At 71.4% G+C, this 20,821-nt stretch carries 23 protein-coding genes; 15 read left to right on the top strand and 8 right to left on the bottom strand.

The window, feature by feature from the left end:
- Positions 1-5 precede the first annotated feature (5 nt).
- The 7 genes from BLW57_RS15200 (at position 6) to BLW57_RS15170 (ending at position 5,343) form a co-directional block, all read left to right on the top strand.
- A complete protein-coding gene (locus BLW57_RS15200) occupies positions 6-893 on the top strand; it encodes a DUF5936 domain-containing protein (RefSeq protein ID WP_093475086.1) in 888 nt (295 codons plus the stop codon).
- Between the two features lie 283 nt (positions 894-1,176).
- A complete protein-coding gene (locus tag BLW57_RS15195) occupies positions 1,177-2,412 on the top strand; it encodes a sensor histidine kinase (protein WP_093480702.1) in 1,236 nt (411 codons plus the stop codon).
- Between the two features lie 12 nt (positions 2,413-2,424).
- Positions 2,425-3,183: a response regulator gene (locus tag BLW57_RS15190; protein ID WP_093475085.1), complete on the top strand. Its 759-nt coding sequence runs from the start codon at positions 2,425-2,427 to the stop codon at positions 3,181-3,183.
- A 125-nt stretch (positions 3,184-3,308) separates the two neighbouring features.
- Positions 3,309-3,506: a Flp family type IVb pilin gene (locus BLW57_RS15185; protein WP_093480701.1), complete on the top strand. Its 198-nt coding sequence runs from the start codon at positions 3,309-3,311 to the stop codon at positions 3,504-3,506.
- Positions 3,503-4,090 (top strand): pilus assembly protein TadG-related protein, encoded by a 588-nt coding sequence (locus BLW57_RS15180; RefSeq protein WP_093480700.1) that lies wholly within the window; start codon positions 3,503-3,505, stop codon positions 4,088-4,090. The genes BLW57_RS15185 and BLW57_RS15180 overlap by 4 nt, the downstream gene beginning before the upstream one ends.
- 34 nt (positions 4,091-4,124) lie before the next feature.
- Positions 4,125-4,703: a hypothetical protein gene (locus BLW57_RS15175; RefSeq protein WP_093475083.1), complete on the top strand. Its 579-nt coding sequence runs from the start codon at positions 4,125-4,127 to the stop codon at positions 4,701-4,703.
- A gap of 7 nt (positions 4,704-4,710) precedes the next feature.
- The gene (locus BLW57_RS15170) at positions 4,711-5,343 is read left to right on the top strand and encodes an OmpA family protein (RefSeq protein ID WP_093475082.1); all 633 of its coding nucleotides are present in this window, start codon (positions 4,711-4,713) and stop codon (positions 5,341-5,343) included.
- Here the strand turns inward: BLW57_RS15170 and BLW57_RS15165 are convergent.
- Entirely contained in the window at positions 5,318-5,761 is a 444-nt protein-coding gene (locus BLW57_RS15165; protein WP_093475080.1) for a DUF3224 domain-containing protein, read from the bottom strand. The genes BLW57_RS15170 and BLW57_RS15165 overlap by 26 nt on opposite strands.
- A 9-nt stretch (positions 5,762-5,770) precedes the next feature.
- Positions 5,771-6,166 carry a DUF192 domain-containing protein gene (locus BLW57_RS15160; RefSeq protein ID WP_093475079.1) on the bottom strand — a complete coding sequence of 132 codons (396 nt, stop codon included), beginning with the start codon at positions 6,164-6,166 and terminating at the stop codon, positions 5,771-5,773.
- Between the two features lie 96 nt (positions 6,167-6,262).
- On the opposite strand from BLW57_RS15160, the gene BLW57_RS15155 reads away from it, so the two are divergent.
- Together BLW57_RS15155 and BLW57_RS15150 are read left to right on the top strand one after the other, a co-directional pair.
- Positions 6,263-7,135 (top strand): LLM class flavin-dependent oxidoreductase, encoded by an 873-nt coding sequence (locus BLW57_RS15155; protein ID WP_093475077.1) that lies wholly within the window; start codon positions 6,263-6,265, stop codon positions 7,133-7,135.
- A 56-nt stretch (positions 7,136-7,191) separates the two neighbouring features.
- On the top strand, positions 7,192-7,737 hold the full coding sequence (locus tag BLW57_RS15150) for a GNAT family N-acetyltransferase (RefSeq protein ID WP_093475076.1): 546 nt from the start codon (positions 7,192-7,194) through the stop codon (positions 7,735-7,737).
- Here BLW57_RS15150 and BLW57_RS15145 read toward each other — a convergent pair.
- Positions 7,734-8,216 (bottom strand): DinB family protein, encoded by a 483-nt coding sequence (locus tag BLW57_RS15145; RefSeq protein WP_093475074.1) that lies wholly within the window; start codon positions 8,214-8,216, stop codon positions 7,734-7,736. The genes BLW57_RS15150 and BLW57_RS15145 overlap by 4 nt on opposite strands.
- A 52-nt stretch (positions 8,217-8,268) precedes the next feature.
- Between BLW57_RS15145 and BLW57_RS15140 the strand changes: the two genes are divergently transcribed.
- The 5 genes from BLW57_RS15140 to BLW57_RS15120 all read left to right on the top strand — a co-directional run bounded on the left by BLW57_RS15140 (position 8,269) and on the right by BLW57_RS15120 (position 14,893).
- Positions 8,269-9,054, top strand: a complete 786-nt coding sequence (locus BLW57_RS15140) for a class I SAM-dependent methyltransferase (protein WP_093475073.1) — start codon at positions 8,269-8,271, stop codon at positions 9,052-9,054.
- Between the two features lie 770 nt (positions 9,055-9,824).
- Positions 9,825-10,598, top strand: coding sequence for an isoprenyl transferase (locus tag BLW57_RS15135; protein ID WP_093475071.1), 774 nt, complete (start codon positions 9,825-9,827; stop codon positions 10,596-10,598).
- A 351-nt stretch (positions 10,599-10,949) separates the two neighbouring features.
- Positions 10,950-12,275 carry a PhoH family protein gene (locus BLW57_RS15130; RefSeq protein WP_093475069.1) on the top strand — a complete coding sequence of 442 codons (1,326 nt, stop codon included), beginning with the start codon at positions 10,950-10,952 and terminating at the stop codon, positions 12,273-12,275.
- A 382-nt stretch (positions 12,276-12,657) separates the two neighbouring features.
- Entirely contained in the window at positions 12,658-13,383 is a 726-nt protein-coding gene (locus BLW57_RS15125; protein WP_093475068.1) for an aggregation-promoting factor C-terminal-like domain-containing protein, read from the top strand.
- Between the two features lie 163 nt (positions 13,384-13,546).
- Positions 13,547-14,893 carry an AI-2E family transporter gene (locus tag BLW57_RS15120; RefSeq protein ID WP_256339819.1) on the top strand — a complete coding sequence of 449 codons (1,347 nt, stop codon included), beginning with the start codon at positions 13,547-13,549 and terminating at the stop codon, positions 14,891-14,893.
- A 34-nt stretch (positions 14,894-14,927) separates the two neighbouring features.
- On the opposite strand, the gene BLW57_RS15115 is transcribed toward BLW57_RS15120, so the two are convergent.
- Positions 14,928-15,461 (bottom strand): alkyl hydroperoxide reductase, encoded by a 534-nt coding sequence (locus BLW57_RS15115; protein WP_093475066.1) that lies wholly within the window; start codon positions 15,459-15,461, stop codon positions 14,928-14,930.
- Between the two features lie 3 nt (positions 15,462-15,464).
- Positions 15,465-16,019, bottom strand: coding sequence for a peroxiredoxin (locus tag BLW57_RS15110; protein WP_093475065.1), 555 nt, complete (start codon positions 16,017-16,019; stop codon positions 15,465-15,467).
- 139 nt (positions 16,020-16,158) lie between these two features.
- Here BLW57_RS15110 and BLW57_RS15105 point away from each other — a divergent pair, with 139 nt between their 5' ends.
- Entirely contained in the window at positions 16,159-17,106 is a 948-nt protein-coding gene (locus tag BLW57_RS15105) for a LysR substrate-binding domain-containing protein (RefSeq protein WP_371127858.1), read from the top strand.
- A gap of 89 nt (positions 17,107-17,195) precedes the next feature.
- Here the strand turns inward: BLW57_RS15105 and BLW57_RS15100 are convergent, their stop codons facing one another.
- Genes BLW57_RS15100 through BLW57_RS15090 form a run of 3 tightly spaced genes read right to left on the bottom strand, consistent with a single transcriptional unit; the run spans position 17,196 to position 20,745 of the window.
- The gene (locus tag BLW57_RS15100; RefSeq protein ID WP_093475062.1) at positions 17,196-19,538 is read right to left on the bottom strand and encodes an ABC transporter permease; all 2,343 of its coding nucleotides are present in this window, start codon (positions 19,536-19,538) and stop codon (positions 17,196-17,198) included.
- Entirely contained in the window at positions 19,535-20,224 is a 690-nt protein-coding gene (locus BLW57_RS15095) for an ABC transporter ATP-binding protein (protein WP_093475060.1), read from the bottom strand. The genes BLW57_RS15100 and BLW57_RS15095 overlap by 4 nt, the downstream gene beginning before the upstream one ends.
- On the bottom strand, positions 20,221-20,745 hold the full coding sequence (locus tag BLW57_RS15090; RefSeq protein WP_093475059.1) for a PadR family transcriptional regulator: 525 nt from the start codon (positions 20,743-20,745) through the stop codon (positions 20,221-20,223). Before BLW57_RS15090 ends, BLW57_RS15095 begins: the two co-directional genes overlap by 4 nt.
- Positions 20,746-20,821: the final 76 nt, after the last annotated feature.

The raw sequence follows: 20,821 nt of genomic DNA, 5'->3' as shown, positions 1-20,821 counted from the left end.
GCACCGTGGAACTCCTGCTCGCACTCGTGATGGGCCTCGCGGTCTGGGGCGTCTTCGCCGGCATCCGCATGTACCGCGCCGACGCCAAGCTCCCCGGCGACCTCGCCGTGGCCCTGGAGGTCGGCGCCACCCGCACCGGGGCGGTGGGCTCGGTCATCGACCGCATGGGCATGCGCTACGCACCCGCCGTACTGCGTCTGATGGGGCCCCGGCTGGTCGCCAAGTACCGGCGCAGGATCGACCTCGCCGGCAACCCGGGCGGTCTGACCATCGACCGGTACGCGGCCCGCCGCGCCGTCTACGGCGCGCTCGGCGGCGTCGGCTTCCTGGTCTTCCTGCTGCGCGGGCAGTGGTTCGTGGCCCTGCTCCTGCTGCTGTTCGGCGCGTTCTGGACCGAGGTCGGCATCTGGTCCGCGATCCGCGTCCGCAAGGACGTCATCGAGCGCACCCTGCCCGACTTCCTGGACGTGCTGGCCGTCGTGGTCAGCGCGGGCCTCGGCTTCCGCCAGGCCCTGGACCGGGTCGCCTCCCGCTACGAGGGCCCGTGGGCCGACGAACTCCGCATCACCCTGCGCCAGATGGACCTGGGCGTGAGCCGCCGCCAGGCCTTCGCGGAACTGCGCCGGCGCAACGACTCCGAGCAGGTGGCCATGTTCGTCACGGCACTCCAGCAGGGCGAGGAACTGGGTGCCCCGATCGTGGACACCCTGGTCTCCCTGGCCAAGGACATGCGCCGCACCGACGCGCAGAACGCCCGCCGCAAGGCCGCCCGCGCGGTGCCCAAGGCGACGCTGATGATCACCACGTTCATGGTCCCGGCGACGATGCTCCTGCTGGGCGCCGGCCTGCTGCTCGGCTCCGGAGTGGACTTCGGTTCGCTCACGGGGAAGTGAGGCGGACGTGACGGCGACAGGGCTGACGGGACCCGGAGGACACGTGGGAGACGCGTCCTTCGGGGGCCGGCGGCGACTGCGGACGGCCGCCGGCCGGCTGGCGCGGCGGGCCGGCGGGTGGCCCGGGCAGGGCCGGTGGGCCCGAGGTCGGCGGGAGCGGGGACGTCCGGCGGCCGGGGCCGACCCGCTGTCCGGGGCCGACTCGCTCTCCGCGACCGGGGCGGGTCAGGGCGTGCTGCCGACCGAGCCGTCGGAGAAGATCCAGGTCCGGGCGCTGCAGGCGATGTGCCGGCAGGTCTTCGGCTTCCGGCTGGCGATGATCGCCCTGGCCGCCCCCGCCGCGCTGCTCAACGCGGCACCCGGCCTGGGCGCACGCCTGGTGGGCGCCGCGGTGGTCGTCACGTTCATGATGTCCTACGTCCTCTTCCGCGACTGGGCCCGCTTCGGCCCCCTCCTGCTGCGCCACCCCAGCCTGCTCGCCGTCGACACCCTCTTCGGCTCCTTCCTCCTCGTCTCGGCGGGCCCGGACACCACCCTCGCCTACGTGAGCGTCTGCACCCCGCTCGTGGCGGGCCTGGTCTACGGCTGGCGCGGCGCGGCCTGCTTCGCCTCGCTCCAGTCGCTGATCCTGCTGCTGGTCCACGCCACCCTGAAGGCCGACCGGCACGCGCCCGTCGCCGAGGCCCTGCTCCTGCCCGGCCTGTGCGTCATCGCCGGCGCCATGGGCTCGACCCTGCGCAACCTGATGCTCCGCTTCGGCGCCGCGACCCAGGCCCTGACCACGGTGCAGGCGCGCCTCGCGGCGGCCGAGGCGGTGAGCGCGGAACGGGCCCGGCTGGCCCGCGAGATGCACGACTCCGTGGCCAAGACCTTGTACGGCGTGGCGCTGGCCGCGGACGGACTGGCGGCGACCGCCTCCACGGACGCGCCCGATCCCGACCGCATAAGGCAGCAGGCGGAGCTGGTGTCCCGTTCGGCGCGCAGGGCGGCCGCGGAGTCGCGGGAGTTGCTGACGGACCTGCGACGCGAGCAGTCGGGCCGGGCGGGGGAGACGACGGCATGGCGGGAACTGCGTGCGCGTGCGGCCGACTTCGGTGCCCGCACCGGTCTGCCGGTCCACTGTCACTGGCCGGTCCCGGCCGGCCTCCCGCCGTTGCCCGCGACCACGGGCCGTCATGTCCTCGCCATCGTCGCGGAGGCGCTGGAGAACGCGCACCGGCACGCGTCCGCGACCCGGGTGGACGTACGGGCCGCGGTCCACGGCGACCTGCTGCGGATCACCGTGCACGACGACGGCACCGGACTCCCGCCCGGCACCACGCTCGAAGACCTCCGCACCTCGGGCCACTTCGGCCTGCTCGGCATGGTCGAACGCGCCGCCCGGGCGGGCGCCCGCCTCCGCGTCGGCCGGGGCGGCCACGCGCGGGGCACGGAGGTACGGCTGGAACTCCCGCTGGGGGCCCGGCCCGCGACCGCCCCCACCGATCGTCCCGCCCACCCGTCCTCCCCGGACGCCTGAGAGGAGGCACCGATGCGGCACACCCGTCCCCGGCCGGACTTCCCGCCGTCCGCGCCCGTGGTCCCGCCCCTGCGGCTGCTGGTCGCCGACGACAACCCCGTGGTCCGCGCGGGCCTGACCGCCCTGCTGTCCGGCCGCGAGGACACCACGGTGGTGGCGGAGGCGACGGACGGCCGCGAGGCCTACGAGGCGGCGCTGCGGTGCTGGCCCGACGTGATCCTGCTCGACGTCCGCATGCCCGGGGTGGACGGAATCTCGGCGTTGCCCCACCTGGTGCGGCTGGCCCCCGTCATGATGCTGACGTACAGCCACGAGGCGGAGACCGTGCGGGAGGCGCTGCGGCTGGGGGCGGGGGGATACCTGGTGCACGGCGAGTTCACGACCGAGCAGTTGGTGCGGGCGGTGCGGGATGTGCGGGAGGGGCGGCCGCATGTGACACCGGGGGCGGCGAGGGCGTTGCTGTCCGGGCTCCAGTCGAGTGCACCTGCACACATGGAGGCCGAACCCCCGGTTGGTTTGGACGAATTACCCCCCATTCCTCTTTCGCAACTGCAACGTCCTGTGGGAGAGTCGTATCGGTCGCGGTTCCGGCTGAGTACGAGGGAGGCGGAGATCATGGACCTCATCGCGTCCGGCATGACCAATCAGCAGATCGCCGCCGCCTGCTTCATCAGCGAGAAGACGGTCAAGAACCACATCAACCGCATCTTCGCCAAGCTCGACAGCACGACGAGGTCCCAGGCGGCCGCGAAGTGGCTGGGGGTGGCTTGAGATGGGGACGCGGGGGAGCGACACGTCCCACGAATGGGCCTGGGGTTGGGCCCTGGGGCCCTGGGGTGTGCAGGGGGTGTCGCCGTACGGTGCCCGGATCCGAGGCAAAGCTGGAGGGGAAGACCATGAGCAAGTGGTTCAACACCACCGTCGCGTATCTGCAGGCGCGTGCCGTCCGGAGCGACCGTGGGCAGACCGCAGTGGAGTACCTCGGCATCATCGCGGTGGTCGTGGCGATCGTGTTGGCGATCACGGGTACGAGCATCGGGCAGACGATCTTCGATGCGATCAGGACGAAAATCACCGAAGTCACCGGCGGCTGACTCCTCCGCGCCACGACGCAGGGCAGGCCTTCCCCATCTACATCACGGTGGTGGCGGGCCTGCTCTTTCTCGCGTTTGCCTACCTCGCCGTCGGCCAAGCGGCTGTGAACAGGGGTGGCGCTCAGACAGCGGCGGACGCGGCGGCGCTCGCGGCCGCGCAGAAGACACGTGACCAACTCGCGGACATGTGGCTGGATGCTCTGAGCGATCCGGACCAGTGGCAGGCAATCCTGAATGGGGAAGTGGGCGACGATTTCTGCTCGCGTGCCGGTGAGCTCGCCGACCAGAATGATGCTTCGGTGCTCGCCTGTACTCGGGCGACGCTCGCCTACGCCGTTGAAGTCAGGACCAACAAGACGGTGGGGGACTCGGTGGTCCCGGGCACGGAGAACCGTAGATCGACGGCTCACGCCCGCGCCGTGATCGAGTCGCTCTGCACTTTCCCGCCCCCTGGTGACGACACCGAGGACGACACGCTGCCCGAACTCACCTGCGGTGACCAGGTGTGGGACCCGAAGCCGGACGATCCTCCGTCACGGCTCCCGAAGCCCGACGACCTCTTCGACGTCCACCTGGCCGACTGAACAAGCGAACGCGATGGAAAAGGGAAGCAGAGCGATGAGCATTCGGTTCACTGCGAGGGTCCGCAGGGGGATGGTCGCACTGACCGTTGCGGTGGGCCTGGCTGTCGGCGTGGCAGGCTGTGGCGGTGGCGGCGACGACGAAAAGCCGCACGGTTCCGCCTCCGCCACCAAGGGCGGCGACCCCAACCCGAGCACCCAGGAGGGGCAGTCGGACGAGCCCTTGGCCGAGCTGAAAGGCTCGGATGGTCTGCTCCTCCAGATCACCTCGGCACAGCGAGATTCCGGCGGCTTCGTCACTGTGAATGGGACGTTGAAGAACGACGGGGCCAAGAGCCTCCTCATTCCGTCATCCCTGAGCGGCAACGAAACCGAAATCATCAGGAATGGCACGTCGCTGGGCGGAGCCACACTGGTCGACCCGAAGGGGAAGAAGCGGTACTACGTTCTGCGGGACACGGAGGGGCGGCCGCTGACGACCACTGGTCTCTCGAGTCTCAAGGCCGGGGACAATTTGCCGGTCTTCATGCAGTTTCCGGCACCGCCCGCGAACACGGCCGAGGTGGAGTTCCAGCTGCCGACGTTCGCCTCCGCCAGTATCCAGATCTCCGGGTGAGGCCCAAGTGACCACCACGCCGCGCCTCGGTCGCACCCTCTCGGCCGCCGCCCTCCTCCTCGTGGCGAGCCTTCACGGTGCTGCCTCGGCGCACGCCGACGACACCGACCCCAACAACCCCCCCGGTACCGAACCCTCCGCCACCGCCCCCGTGAAGGTCGACCCCACCGATCCCGATCTGAAGTTGCCCGAGGGGGCCACCCTGGCGGAGGCCAAGGTGCTGGACATCAAGTCGGTCGTGGAGGACCAGAGCGGGGACGAGCGCCGGGAGGACACGAACGCCGACGTCACCTTCGCCCTCCAGGCCGAGGTGCTGTTCGGCAAGGACAGCGCCAAGCTCGGCGCGGACGCGAAGGCCCGCATCGCGGCCATCGCCGAGGAGATCAGGAAGCAGAACGCGACCCAGGTCCGCGTCTTCGGCTTCACCGACAACCTCGGCAGCTCCGCCCACGGCGACATCCTGTCCAAGCAGCGCGCCAACGCCGTCCAGGCCGTCCTGGACCAGGACCTGAACGAGCCCGGCATCACCTTCGAGGTGCGCGGCTACGGCGAGCAGTACCCGATCGCCGACAACTCCACCGAGGAGGGCCGGCGCAAGAACCGCCGCGTCGAGGTCACCTTCCCGCGCCCCCAGCGGTGACGGAGCCCGCACCCACCTCGTAGTCGAACCAGATCCGATGGGTGCCGTCCGCGTCGACCGACAGACCGCCGGCCCCCCGGATCCCGGTCAGCGCGCCCGTCCCGCTGCCCGGCACGATCACGAAGAACTCGGCCTCCCTGCCCTCCCCGAGGGTCGTGCCCGAGTGGGCGAAGTTGAAGGTGCCGCCCTGTCCGTGCAGGGTCCCCTCGAACGACTCCATCGCGACATAGGTGCCGGTCGCGGCGGCCTGGTCGTACGCGGCGGTGAACAGGGTCACCGATCTCCCGCCGACCTCGCCGTCGTACCGCTTCCGCATCGTGGCCACCCCCACGGGCACCGCCGTCTCGACCACCGGCTCCGGCGGCCGTACCGCTGCCGGAGTGAACTCCTCCACCGTGAACGTCCCTGAAGCTCTCATGCCCGGATGCTAGGCCGTCCCACCGACAACGGCCTCGACCTCCACCCGTACACCCGCCACCAGCCCCCAGCCCGCCATCGCCCCCGCCTCCGCCTCCAGCACGTGCCGGGCCCGCGGCCGGGGCAGGCCCAGGCGGCCGGGGAGCATCGTGCGGACCGCGATGACGGTCGACCGGCGGTCCAGGTAGGCGACGTCGATCGGCATCCGCATCCCGAAGGTGTGCACCCCGCTCGCGGGCGACAGCAGCATCGCCCCGTCGATCGCGTCACGGCCCAGCAGCCCCCTCGTACGGGCCCGGTACGACGCCGCGATCTCCAGGGGCACGGTGACGGCCGCCGCGTCCCCGGAGCCTCCCCCCACGATCAGCCGTCCCCGCCCGTCCCGCCAGCGCTCCCGCCGCCCCATGCCCCGACTCCCCTCTCCGCGCCGGCCGTCGGCATCAACACCCGCCGGACATAAACCCGTTGTCCTCATCCCGTCCTCCCCACTAGGAAGGGCGTCATGACTCGACTCGGTGTGGTCTTCCGCCCCCAGCTTCCTCCCGAGCGGCTGCGGGCCGTCACCCGGACGGCGGACGACGTGGGCCTCGAAGAGCTGTGGCTGTGGGAGGACTGCTTCCGGGAGGGCGGGATCTCCACGGCCGCCGCGGCGCTCGCCTGGTCGGAGCGGGTGCGGGTGGGCGTGGGGCTGCTGCCGGTCCCCCTCAGGAACGTGGCCCTCACCGCGATGGAGACCGCCTCACTGCACCGGATGTTCCCCGGCCGCGCCACCGTCGTGGTCGGACACGGGGTGCAGGACTGGATGGGCCAGGTGGGCGCCCGCCCCGCCTCCCCGCTCACCCTGCTCGGCGAACACCTCGACGCCCTGCGCGCGCTGCTCGCCGGGCAACGGCTCACCGTCCAGGGGCGGTACGTCACCCTGGACGACGTCGGACTCGACTGGCCCCCGGACGCCCCGGCGCAGGTGTTCGCCGGCGCCGCGGGCCCCCGTACGCTGCGGCTGTCGGGCGCCCGGGCCGACGGCACCGTCCTCACGGCGTCCACCTCACCGGAGGGCGTACGGCGGGCCCGGGAGCTCATCGACGAGGGGCGGCGGGAGACGGGCCGCACCGATCCCCACCCGGTGGTCGTCTACCTGCTCGCCGCCACCGGAGCCGGCGCCGAGATGCGGCTGCGCGCCGAACTCGCCGCCGAGGGGCTGGAGTCGGCCCAGGACGTCGGGGTGGCGGGGGACGCGACCGCGGTGGCCGGAGCGGTGCGCCGGCTGACCGAGGCAGGGGCGGACACCGTCGTCCTCCAGCCGACCGGGGACGAACCCGACCCGGAGGGCTTCGTGCGCTTCACCGCGGCCGAAGTGCGGCCCCTGGTGCCGTAGGCCCGCGGGTGCGCGGGAAGGACCCGGTGTCGGTGGCGGCTGCCACACTTCCCGGCATGGCGGACACGACGCGGGACACCGGCGGCGAACAGGGCGGGCACCCCGAGGTGCGGCTGCGTGCCGTCGTCGAGGCGGACCTGGAACTGTTCCTCGCCCACGAGCACGATCCGGAGGCGGTCCGGCGGTCGAGGTTCACCCCCCGGCCGCGGGACGCCTTCCTCGCGCACTGGCGGCAGCGCGTACTGGGAGATCCCGACTGCCTCGTGCGGACGGTCACCGTGGGCGGGGAGGTCGCCGGGAGCTTCGTGTCCTGGACGCAGGACGACCGCCGGTTCCTCGGGTACTGGCTCGGCCGCCCGTACTGGGGGCGTGGCATCGGCACCCGGGCCCTCGCCCTCTTCCTCCACGAGGAGCCGGCCCGCCCGCTGTACGCCGATCCGTTCGCCGGCAACGCGGCCTCCGTGCGCCTGTTGGAGAGACACGGCTTCGAGCGCGCCGGCACGGTCCGGTACGGCGAGAACGAACACATCCTCCTCGTCCTCCCCGGACCGGCCGGCCCGCCCGCTCGCCCGGCCCCGGCCGACCCGGGCGAAGCCCCCTAGGGGCGGTCCCCGGTCGCGCCGTCGATCAGCTCCCGCAGGATGTCCATGTGCCCGGCGTGCCGCGCGGTCTCCTCGATCATGTGGACCAGGGTCCAGCGCAGGGAGACGCCGATGTCCCGCCAGGCCGGACGGCCCTCGGCGTCCAGCGGCAGCGCGGCGATCGAACGGTCGGCGGCGGCGCGGGCACGGCCGTAGAAGGCGACGATCCGTTCCGTCGGCTCGTCGCGGGAGACCCGCATGTCGTCGTGGGGATCGAACCAGAAGGGCTCGGCCTCGCCGCCGAACGTCTCCACGAACCAGCCGTACTCGACCGCGGCCAGATGCTTGACCAGGCCGAGCAGGCTGGTGCCGGTCGGTGTCATCGGGCGGCGCAGCTGCTCGTCGTCGAGGCCGTCCAGCTTGCCGAGAACGATGTCCCGGTGCCGGTCCAGGCTCGCGTGCAGGGTGTCCTTCTCCCCGGCGAAGTAAGTCGTCGTCATGCGGGCGGAAAGTAGCAGGACGCACCGACAACCGGCTGCGATCCTGGGTGTCATGACAGCGAACCCCTCCTTCGAGGACCTTGTGGCCGAGGGCGCCGCCGCGCCCACGGAAGGCTGGGACTTCTCCTGGTTCGAGGGCCGGGCGACCGAGGCGCGGCCCTCCTGGGGGTACGCCCGGTCGGCGGGGGAGCGGCTGGCCGGTGCGCGGGCCGTGCTGGACGTCCAGACCGGCGGCGGCGAGGTGCTGGACTTCGCGCTGGGCACGGCCGGCCCGGACCGGCCGGGCGCGGTCGCCGCCACGGAGGGCTGGCCGCCGAACGTCGCCAAGGCCACGGCGCTGCTGCGGCCCCGCGGGGTGGTGGTCGTCGCGGCCCCGGACGACGCGCCGCTGCCGTTCGCCGACGAGACCTTCGACCTGGTGCTCAGCCGGCACCCCGTCCGGCCGTACTGGGACGAGATCGCCCGGGTGCTGCGCCCGGGCGGCACCTACTTCGCGCAGCACGTCGGACCCGCGAGCGTCTTCGAGCTGGTCGAGTACTTCCTGGGCCCGCAGCCCGAGGAGGTGCGGTCCGCCCGTGCCCCGGAGCGGGAGCGGGCCGGCGCCGAGGCGGCGGGCCTCGTGGTGGCCGGCCTGCGGGCGGAGCGGCTGCGGATGGAGTTCCACGACGTCGCGGCGGTCGTCCACTTCCTGCGGAAGGTTGTCTGGATGGTGCCCGGCTTCACGGTCGAGGCGTACGAGCCGCGGCTGCGCGCGCTGCACGAGCGGATCGGGAAGGAGGGGCCGTTCGTCGCGCACAGCACCCGGCACCTCTTCGACGTCCGCAAGCCGCACAGCTGACGAATCAGGGCATACCGGGGTGTACCCGGCAGTCTTTGCCCGCCGTTCCCCCGGGGTTTCCACATCGTTATCGGCTCCGGTTCACATCAGCCTCACCGGTCACGTAAGTTCAGACCAAGGTAATTCGCGTCAGCAAAGCTGCGCGGGCTGGCACCGCGCAGAGGAGGGGGCTGCGCGGTGCCGACAGGCCGGTGGCCCGTCCCTGCTCCGCCTCCCGCGTCGAGCGGAATCGTCAAGTCCGCCGTTCGCCGGCCGGGTAGCCCGTCAGGGGGACGGCAGGGCGACATGCCGATCTATCGCCAATATGGCGCAAACCCTCTGAATCCCTCTGCATCCAGCAGGATTTCCCTGGGATTCCGATGCGAATCGGCCACGACACACCCCTGAATCCAACCTTCCGCACCCACCGGGGCGTCGCCGGGCGATTCCGGAGAGTAGTTGTGTCGCGCCGATGCACCCACCATCCCTCACGAAGGGTTATGGTGGAAACCCCCCCTCGGGCCGGTCCGTCTCCCCCCCACGGACCGGCCCGTTTTTTCTTGGGGCGGCCCGGAACGCCGACCGCGGACCGGCGTCCCGGACGGGGGCCCGGGGCCGGGTTCCGAGGTGCGGCCCTACCGCGTGCGCGCGGCAGGCCCTTGCGGACCCGCGTCCGACGGCGAGACCGTGTCGACACCCACCCAAACCCCGGACCGGGACCGGGCCTCCGGCAACGGTAGGCTCAACGGCTCCGGCACCCCATACCCCCGCGCCAACCCCCGGAGGGCCACGTGAACCTGCGCGACAAGCTGCGCGGCCTGCTCGTCAGGCTCTACGCACGCCGGGTGGAGGGCCACCTCGACCACGACCAGGTGCCCAAGCACATCGGCGTCATCATGGACGGCAACCGCCGCTGGGCCAAGGCGTCCGGCTCCACCACCGTCCACGGCCACCGGGCCGGCGCCGAGAAGATCGAGGAATTCCTCGGCTGGTGCTCCGAGACCGACGTCGAGGTCGTCACCCTGTGGCTGCTGTCCACGGACAACTTCGACCGCCCGGCGGACGAGCTCGTCCCCCTGCTCGGCATCATCGAGGACGTCGTCCGCACCCTCGCCGCCGACGGCCGCTGGCGCGTGCACCACGTCGGCACGCCCGACCTGCTGCCCTCGCAGATGCAGACCGCGCTGAAGGAGGCCGAGGAGGCCACCGCCCACATCGACGGAATAGTGGTCAACGTGGCCATCGGCTACGGCGGCCGGCAGGAGATCGCCGACGCCGTGCGCTCCATGCTCCTCGACGCCCGGGACAAGGGCGTGGCGATGGAGGACCTCGCCGAGTCCGTCGACGTCGACATGATCGGCCGTCACCTCTACACCCGGGCCCAGCCCGACCCGGACCTGGTCATCCGCACCAGCGGCGAGCAGAGGCTGTCCGGATTCATGCTCTGGCAGACCGCGCACTCCGAGTACTACTTCTGCGAGGTCTTCTGGCCGGCCTTCCGCAAGGTCGACTTCCTGCGCGCCCTGCGCGACTACGCCGCACGTCACCGCCGCTACGGCGGCTGACCGCACACCGCACCGCCCCGTCGCCGCCCGGCGCCGGGGCGGTTGCCGTATACCCCGGTTCGGGTGGATGTAACAAGGAGTTCACCGGTGCGCTGTTGGCTGCATTTGCATGGCGGTGCATGTTCGAGGGCATAAGCCAAGCAGGTCGACACCCGAACCACGGGCGTCGTATCTCAGCGGGCGGCACGGGGCCGTCCGCCCGGGAGGCCCTTTGCACCAGCCCGACCGTGCGATCGCCGCACGGAAGCAGCCGCGGAGGGCCGGTATCCGGCCCGCCGTGTGCGGGGGCCGGAAACCGGTCCAGCTCCACTTCGTCGCTCCCCGACCTCATCCGAGGGGGTACGTCCTTCCGTGGTGACCAGCACAAAGCGCCACAAGCCAGACCGGCGCACCTATGTTCTCGACACCAGCGTCCTGCTGGCCGACCCGAACGCCCTGACCCGCTTCGACGAGCACGAGGTCGTGCTCCCCGTCGTGGTGGTCACGGAGCTGGAGGCCAAGCGGCACCATCCCGAACTCGGCTACTTCGCCCGCCAGGCGCTGCGCCTGCTGGACGACTACCGGGTGAAGTACGGTCGCCTCGACGCCCCCATCCCGATCGGGGAACTCGGCGGGACGCTCCGTGTCGAGCTCAACCACTCGGACCCCAGCGTGCTGCCCACCGGCTACCGCTTGGGGGACAACGACTCCCGCATCCTCGCGGTGGCCCGGAACCTGCAGGCCGAGGGGTTCGACGTCACCGTGGTGTCGAAGGACCTGCCCCTGCGGATCAAGGCCTCGTCCGTGGGCCTGCTGGCCGAGGAGTACCGGGCCGAACTCGCCATCACGGAGAACTCCGGCTGGACCGGAATGTCCGAACTGATGCTCTCCGGCGAACAGGTGGACATCCTCTTCGAGGAAGGGCACGTGTACGTCCCGGAGGTCTCCGACCTCCCCGTGCACACCGGCCTGACCATCCAGTCCGAGCGCGGCAAGGCGCTCGGCCGGGTCACCGCCGAGGGCAACGTCCGGCTGGTGCGCGGCGACCGGGAGGCGTTCGGCATCAAGGGCCGCAGCGCCGAGCAGCGCATCGCGCTCGACCTGCTGCTCGATCCGGACGTCGGCATCGTCTCGATGGGCGGCCGGGCCGGCACCGGCAAGTCGGCGCTCGCGCTGTGCGCGGGCCTGGAAGCGGTCCTGGAGCGCCGCCAGCACCAGAAGGTGATGGTCTTCCGTCCGCTGTACGCGGTCGGCGGGCAGGAGTTGGGTTATCTGCCCGGCTCCGAGGCGGAGAAGATGAGCCCGTGGGCACAGGCCGTCTTCGACACCCTTTCCGCGGTCACGAGCCGCGAGGTCATCGAGGAGGTCACCGCACGCGGGATGCTGGAGGTCCTCCCGCTCACCCACATCCGCGGCCGCTCGCTCCACGACGCGTTCGTGATCGTGGACGAGGCGCAGTCCCTCGAACGGAACGTCCTGCTGACCGTTCTGTCCCGGATCGGCGCCAACTCGCGGGTCGTTCTGACCCATGACGTGGCACAGCGGGACAATCTGCGCGTAGGCCGCTACGACGGCGTGGTCGCCGTGGTGGAGAAGCTGAAGGGGCATCCGCTCTTCGCGCACGTCACGCTGACGCGGTCCGAGAGGTCCCAGATTGCCGCCCTTGTGACCGAAATGCTGGAGGACGGCCACATCTGACCCTGAGGAAGGCCCATTCGGCACCGTCCGGCAAAGGCACAGGAGCCTAGCCGGGCGGTGCCTTCGCGTGTGGGGGTTTCCTGAAATCACCAGGGCCAAACGGGATGTGAGCTTTCACACGCAACACAGAATTGCCACGCGGCGTCCGGTTACGGCAGAGTCTCACTCCTGTCAGGCCCCGCATACGACACACCTGTACCCCCAGCGGTACGGCACCACAGAAACACACCAACTCCACAGAGTTCGTCGTATGCCGCCCGAGCACCACGCGGCGCTCCCTTCGGGGGAGTTGCCCACCGGGCCCGCGCCTCCCGTGACCCCGCAGTTGGGAGGCCAGTGCCAAGGGGCACGATTGCGTCCGCCAGGGTCACCGAAGCGGGCGATGCTGGAAGGAAACCGTGTGAGCCGGATTTCGGTCCGGGGATTCGCAGTGGCCTCGGCCACCGCGGTCACCGCCGTCGGAAGCGTTGTCGGCGTTGCCTCGGGCAGCGTCGCGCAGAACAACAACGACGCAGAGACGACGGCAGCCGACACCACGCTCCTCGCGGACATACCCGCGGGTCAGCAGGCCCAGGTGCAGACCGCGTCCCTGACGCAGCAGGCCGACGCTCAGGCCATCGCCGCCGACGCGGGCGCCAAGAAGGACGCCGAGGCAGCAGCCCGCAAGGCCGCCGCCGAGACCGCCATCGCGAAGAAGGCGGCCGCCGAGAAGGCGGAGAAGGCGGCCAAGGAGGCCAAGGAGCGTGCCGAGACGAAGGCCGCGGCCAGCCGCGACGACGTCCGCGACTCCTCCAGCTTCCCCACCCAGAGCAGCTACACCGTGGCGCAGATCCAGGCGATGGCGCGTCAGATGGTGGGCGGCGGCCAGTTCCAGTGCTTCAGCAACATCGTGGACCACGAGTCCAGCTGGAACTACAAGGCGGTCAACGCCTCCTCCGGTGCCTACGGCCTCTTCCAGGCCCTGCCCGGCTCCAAGATGTCGTCCGTCGGCGCCGACTGGCAGACGAACCCGGCCACGCAGATCAAGTGGGGCCTCAACTACATGAACAGCCGCTACGGCAGCCCGTGCCAGGCGTGGTCGTTCTGGCAGGCCAACCACTGGTACTAGGCCGCCCGACGGTCCTTCGGTACCGAGCCGACCGGCTCCGCTCAACCCCGCGCAGCCCCTCCCCGTCCCTAGGGGAGGGGCTTTCGCACTGTACGGTCGTATCGGAACGACTCCAGGGGGGAGCGTGGCGAGCACCCGGGGACGCGGGGAAAGAGGACGGATGATGTCGCGAGTGCCAGGGTGGCTCGGCCGGCTCGGCGCCAATCTCACCGAGATGGGCGAGCGCCTGGACGAGCGTCGCGCCGAGGTGGAGAAGGAGCACGCCGAGTCCGAACCGGCCGACGCGTCTCCCGCCGCCGTCGACCCGGCGCCGGTCCGCAGGCCCGCGCCGCCGGCCGGGCCCCGGCCCGATCCCGCGCAGGCGGTGCCCTGGGGTGTCCGGGTCGCGGCCGAGGCCGGCTGGCGCCTGCTGGTGCTCGCCGGCACCGTGTGGGTGCTGATGCGGGTCATCAGCGCGGTCCAACTGGTCGTCTTCGCCTTCGTCATCGCCCTTCTGGTCACCGCCCTGCTCCAGCCGACGGTCGCCCGGCTGATGCGGCACGGGGTGCCGCGCGGCCCGGCGACGGCGCTGACCGCCATCCTCGGCTTCGTGGTCATCGGCCTGATGGGCTGGTTCGTGACCTGGCAGGTCATGGAGAACATCGACACGCTCTCCACGCAGATCCAGAACGGCATCGACGATCTGCGCAACTGGCTGCTGAAGAGTCCCTTCCACGTCACCGACAAGCAGATCAACCAGATCGCCAAGAACCTCCGGGAGGCGATCGGCGCCAACACCGACCAGATAACGTCCGCGGGTCTGGAGGGAGTTCAGGTCGTCGTCGAGGCGCTGACCGGCATCCTGCTGGTGTTCTTCTCGACGCTGTTCCTGCTCTACGACGGTGTGCGCATCTGGCAGTGGTTCCTGAAGCTGGTGCCCTCCGCCGCCCGTCCGGGCGTGGCCGGTGCCGGCCCGCGCGCCTGGCGCACCCTGACCGCGTACGTCCGCGGCACGGTCCTGGTCGCCCTCATCGACGCCATCTTCATCGGCATCGGCATCTACTTCCTCGACGTGCCGATGGCCGTGCCGCTGGCCGTCTTCATCTTCTTGTTCTCGTTCATCCCCCTGGTCGGCGCGGTCGCCTCCGGAGCGCTCGCGGTGATCGTCGCGCTCGTCACGCAGGGCGTGTTCACCGCGGTCATGACGCTCGCCGTGGTCCTCGCGGTCCAGCAGATCGAGGGGCACGTGCTGCAGCCGTTCATCCTCGGCCGCGCGGTCCGCGTCCACCCCCTGGCGGTCGTCCTGACGGTCGCGGCCGGCGGCATGGTGGCCGGCATCGGCGGCGCGGTGGTGGCCGTCCCCCTGGTGGCGGTGACGAACACGGTCGTCGGCTACCTGCGCCAGTACGCCCAGGAACAGCAACCGGGCGCCGCGGGACAGGAACCGGCCTCCCCGGTGCCCGACGAGGGGACGGCCGGGACCGACGGACAGGTCCGGGAGAACGCCGAGGGCCTCGCCCACCAGGAGTGAGCGAGGCCCTGGGTATCACGGCCTTACGGGGGGCCTATTCGGCCAGCACCGCCTCGGCGTCGAGGGTGACGCCGACCGCCTGGATCACGGAGGCGATCTTGAAGGCCTCCTGGACGACGTCGCGTTCGACGCCGGCCTTGCGGAGCACCTGCTCGTGCGAGTCGAGGCACATGCCGCAGCCGTTGATCGCGGAGACCGCGAAGGACCACAGCTCGAAGTCGACCTTCTCCACACCCGGGTTGCCGATGACGTTCATCCGCAGGCCCGCGCGCAGGGTGCCGTACTCGTGGTCGGACAGCAGGTGGCGGGTCCGGTAGAAGACGTTGTTCATCGCCATGACGGCGGCGGCCGCCTTGGCGGCCGTGTACGCCTCCGGCGTCAGGTTCGCCTTCGCCTCCGGCTCCAGCTCACGCAGCACGATCGGGGAACGGGAGGCGATGGCGGTCGCCAGCACCGTGCCCCACAGCTGCTGCGCGGGCAGGTCCGAGTTGCCGATGACCGAGCCCAGGTTGAGCTTCAGGTCCTTGGCGTAGTCGGGTACGCGGGACTTCAGGGAGTCGAGCGACATGGGTCACTCACCAGCCAGCAGCGCGACCGCATCGAGGGTCTCGTCGCCCTTGCTCCAGTTGCAGGGGCACAGCTCGTCGGTCTGCAGGGCGTCCAGGACCCGCAGGACCTCCTTGGGGTTACGGCCCACGGAACCGGCGGTGACCATGGTGAACTGGATCTCGCGGTTCGGGTCGACGACGAAGACGGCGCGCTGCGCGAAGCCGTCCTCACCCTCGATGCCCAGCTCGCGCATCAGCTCGTGCTTGGAGTCGGCCATCATCGGGAACGGCAGGTCGGTCAGGTCCGGGTGGTCCTTGCGCCAGGCGTGGTGCACGAACTCGGAGTCACCGGAGAAGCCGAGGATCTGGGCGTCACGGTCGGCGAACTCGTCGTTCAGCTTCCCGAACGCGGCGATCTCGGTCGGGCACACGAACGTGAAGTCCTTGGGCCACGCGAAGACCACGAGCCACTTGCCCTCGTAGGACTTGTGGTGGATCTCCTCGAACTCCTTGCCCTTCTCCAGCGAGACGCAGGCGGTCAGTTCGAACTCGGGGAACTTGTCACCGACAGTGAGCACAGGCTCTCCTTGCAGCGAGGAAGCGCCCCTTTTGAGGACGATTCCCATGGGTTGGACTGAATCGATGGTGGCACAGGCTGCATTGATTCGGGAAATAGCTACACTCGGTCATGTTGATCGGAGGTAGTTATCAGTGACCATCAGTAGCGGTAAACGGAGGCAGCCGAGCCTCGCGCAGCTGCGCGCCTTCGCGGCCGTCGCCGAGCACCTGCACTTCCGCGACGCGGCGGCCGCCATCGGGACGAGCCAGCCCGCCCTGTCCGGCGCGGTCTCGGCGCTGGAGGAGACCCTCGGGGTGACCCTCCTCGAGCGTACGACGCGCAAGGTACTGCTCTCGCCCGCCGGTGAGCGCCTCGCCGTACGGGCGAAGGCGGTGCTGGACGAGGTGGGGGCGCTGCTCGAGGAGGCCGAGGCGGTCCGGGCGCCCTTCACGGGGGTGCTGCGGCTCGGTGTCATCCCGACCGTCGCGCCGTACCTGCTGCCCACCGTGCTGCGCCTGGTGCACGAGCGGTACCCGCACCTCGACCTCCAGGTGCACGAGGAGCAGACCGCCAGCCTGATCGACGGCCTGCACTCCGGCCGGCTCGACCTGCTGCTGCTCGCTGTGCCGCTCGGCGTGCCGGGGGTCACCGAACTGCCCCTCTTCGACGAGGACTTCGTGCTCGTCACCCCGCTCGACCACTGGCTCGGGGGCCGCGAGGGCATTCCGCGCGAGGCCCTCAGGGAGCTCAACCTGCTGCTCCTGGACGAGGGTCACTGTCTGCGCGACCAGGCCCTGGACATCTGCCGGGAGGCCGGCCGGGAGGACGCGCCGGTCACCACGACGGCCGCCGGGCTGTCCACGCTGGTCCAGCTCGTCGCGGGCGGCCTCGGCTGCACCCTGCTGCCGCGCACCGCGCTGAAGCTGGAGACGACCCGCAGCAGCCAACTCCTCACGGGCTACTTCGCCGAGCCCGCCCCCAGCCGCCGGGTCGCCCTGGCGATGCGGGCGGGCGCGGCGCGCGGCGCCGAGTACCAGGAGCTGTCGGCGGCGCTGCGCGAGGCCCTGCGCGCGCTGCCGGTACGGGTCCTCGACACGGAGGGCTGAGCACCGCCCCGGGCACGTGCGACGGCTCCGTGCCACCGGGGGTCCGGTGGCACGGAGCCGTCGTGCGTGGGGGCCGGGGCCGCCGCGCCCTACTCCGTGCGCAGCCCCTCCGGCCGCATCAGCCGCAGCAGCGGCGGCAGGCTCAGCACGGTGACCGTGAGGACGACCGCCGCGCCGGCGCCGGTCATCGACAGGACGCTCGCCCAGTCGACGGCCACGGGGGTGGCCGTCATCTTCAGCAGCACCGCGCCGAGGGTCAGCCCCACCGCGGAGGCGAGCAGCAGGCCGAGGGCGATCGGCACCGCCGTCTGCCACAGCACCGACAGGCCCAGGGTGCGGCGCCGGGTGCCGAAGGCGACCAGCGCCGACAGCAGCTTGCGGCGTTCGCGCAACTGCTCCAGCTGGGAGACGAGCAGGCTCGCCCCGATCAGCGCGAGCACACAGATCGCGCCGATGAACAGGCCGGTGCGCAGCGAGGCGTACTTGGTGGACTGCCTGGTCGCCGCCCAGGTGAAGGCGTCCGCGACCGGGTCGACCTTCGCGGTCGTGGTCCGCACGTACTCCTCGGCGTCCGGCACGGACGCGTCGAGGCGGACGAAGACCCGGCCGTTCAGCGAGGGCACGGCCCTGCCGGGCAGCGCGGACGGCGTCATCAGCACCCCGGCGGCGCCCTGCTGGAGCGCGTCCTTGCGGTAGACGGCCTTCTTCAGTCCGGCCGGCACCTTCCACGGCACTTCGAGGCCACGGTCCTGCGCGGCGGACGGGTCGATGTACAGCTGGTGGCCCGGCCGGACGATGGCGTGCATCCGCGCGACGTAGTCGCCGTCGAACTGCGGGTTGTTCAGGAGGAACGCGTCGCCCTCACGGCAGGACGGCAGGTGGGCCACCTCCCGCAGGGCGGTGCAGTCGCCGACCGTGACGTCGGCCATGTTCTCCGGCTCGCGGCGCTTGTCGGCGACGTACCCGGTGGACAGCGCCACCGAGGTGCGCACGCCCTTGGTCGCGGCGATCTCCTTGCCGGCCGCGTTCACCTGTGCGCGGTCGGGCAGGTCGATCTCCATCGACGCCCGGTTCGGGTCGCGCCCGGTGTCCTTGGTGTACTGGCTCTGCACGCCCGCGAACAGCATCTGGAGCGCGATCGCACCGGCCACCGCCACGGCGATGCCGTTGACCATGCGGGCCGCCGTACCGCTGCTCAGCTGGAGCCGTCGTACGGCCAGCTGCCAGGAGACCGCGCCCGGGCCCAGCCGGGCGACGACCGCCTCCACCAGCCAGGGCAGCAGCGCGGTCACGCCGACCAGCAACAGGAGCACACCACCGGTGACCAGGTACTGGTTGAAGTCGCCGTGCGAACGGCCCTTGCCGAGCATCGGGTACAGCATCCCGAGGCCGGCCAGCGGCAGCAGCAGCCGCCACCACAGGCGCCGCCGGGCCGGTTTGGCCGCGCGCACCACACCCAGCGGTTCGACGACCACCCCGCGCATGGCGAGCAGGGTCACCAGGACGGCGGCGGCCGGGACCGCCACCGCGACCAGCGCGACGAGCACGGGGGAGGGGTTGAGATAGCCGGGGAAGAAGCTCTCGCCCATCACCTCCACCGAGCCGGCCGCCTGCCGGCCGGCGAGGAAGAACCCGCAGCCGACGACCAGCCCGAGCAGCGCGCCGGCGAGTGCCTCACCGGCCGCGATCCGCCGGGTCATCCGGCTGTCGGAGCCCACCAGCCGCAGCGCGGCCAGCCTGCGGTCGCGCCGCTCGCCGCCGAACCGCACGGCCGCGGCGATGAACACGGCGACCGGCATCAGCAGGACGACGAAGACGACGAGCATCATCAGGATGAGGACCGGGTCGGCCTTCTCGACCGTCGGATGCGGGTCGCCGAACGCGGTCAGGCGCTCCACCCGGACCCCGCCCGACTGCGGTACCAGGCCCTCGGCGCCCGCGTAGTAGGCGAGTTCGCGCGAGCCGATCAGACCGCTGTCGCCGATGGTGCCGGTGATCCGGTACGGAATCCGCTCCCGCAGCAGCTTCGCGCCGTCCGACGACAGCAGCTCCTTCAGCGCGGGCGAGACCACCATCTCGCCCTTCGCCGGCACCCGGTTCACGCCGGGCGGCAACGGCGGCCGCGAACCCTCGGGTTCGAGGAGCCGGCCCCGGATGTCCCTGGAGTGCCACGTGGTGTCGGTGGCGGCGAGCAGTACGGTGTCGTCGGCCTTCTTCGGCGGCGTGGCCGAGAAGGTGTAGTCCTGGCGGGCCTCCTCGACGCGGTGCCGGGCGGTCAGCACGTTCGGCAGCGAGGTCGTCAGCAGCAGCAGCGCCACCCCCAGACCGACCCCGACGGCCGTCAGCAGCATCCGGACCCAGCCCTCGCGCCCGCCCGTGAAGGCGAACCGGATCCCCATGCCGAGATCGCGGCCCCACTGCCGCACGTTCATATCGCGCGCTCCATGTCCCGGGACTTGCCGTCGCGTACGACGATCTCCCGGTCGGAGTAGGCGGCGACCCGGGCCTCGTGCGTGACGAGCACGACGGCCGCGTTGGTGGAGCGGGCGGCGTCGGTCAGCAGCTCCATCACGCGCTCGCCGTTCAGGGAGTCCAGCGCGCCGGTCGGTTCGTCGGCGAACAGCACCCGCGGTCCGGTGACCAGTGCCCGCGCCACGGCGACGCGCTGCCCCTGGCCGCCGGAGACCTCGCCCGGGCGCTTGCCCCGGAGGTCGTCCACCTCCAGGCGCTCCATCCAGGTGAGCGCGGCCCGTTCGGCCTCCTTGCGGGGACGGCCGTTCAGGCGGAGCGGCAGGGCCACGTTCTCCACGCAGGTCAGCTCGGGGACGAGCTGGCCGAACTGGAAGACGAACCCGAAGTCGCTGCGGCGCAGGGCGCTGCGCTGGGTGTCGCTCATGCCGGACAGTTCGCGGCCGTCGTAGGTGATGGACCCGGAGTCGGGCGGCACGATGCCGGCGAGGCAGTGCAGCAGCGTCGACTTGCCGGAGCCGGAGGGGCCCATCACGGCGACGACCTCGCCGGGGTGGATGGAGAACTCGGCGCCGTCGAGGGCGACGGTCGGGCCGTAGACCTTGCGCAGGTTCTCGGCGGTGAGCAGGGAGCCGGCGGGAGGAGTCATCGGGCCACCGCCTCACGGAGCTTGTCGAGGCGCGCCGCGGTCAGCTCCAGCCAGCGCAGGTCGGCCTCGAGGTGGAACAGCGCGTGGTCGCAGATCAGCTGGTCCGCGAGGTCGCCCTTGCGCTTGCGGTCGGTCAGGATCCGCATGCTGCGCAGGTGCTCGGAGCGCTGGGTGTCGAGGATGTCGGCCGCGTCCCGGTGGGTGAGGAGCGCCAGGACGACCTTGGTGTACAGGGTCGACTGGAGGTACTCCTCCGGCTTCTCCGGGGTGGCGAGCCAGCGCTCGACGTCGGTGATGCCGGCGTCGGTGATGGCGTAGCGCTTGCGCTCGGGGCCGCCGCCGGCCTCGATCCCGTCGACTTCCACGTAGCCGTGCTTCAGCAGCCGGGACATCGTGGAGTAGACCTGGCCGTAGTGCAGCGGCCGGTCGTGACCGAACTTCTCGTCGAAGGCCCGCTTGAGGTCGTAGCCGTGGCGCGGGCCGGACTCCAGGAGCCCTAGAAGGGTGTGACCGATGGACATGCGGAGCACTCTACACACGGTGTATACGCGGTGTGTATACGCGGAGTGTGCAGATCGTGGCGGGCTGTACCGCCGC

Source organism: Streptomyces sp. 1222.5 (genome assembly GCF_900105245.1).
GTDB classification, from domain to species: Bacteria; Actinomycetota; Actinomycetes; order Streptomycetales; family Streptomycetaceae; genus Streptomyces; species Streptomyces albidocamelliae.
This window is presented reverse-complemented; position numbering and strand designations above follow the sequence as displayed.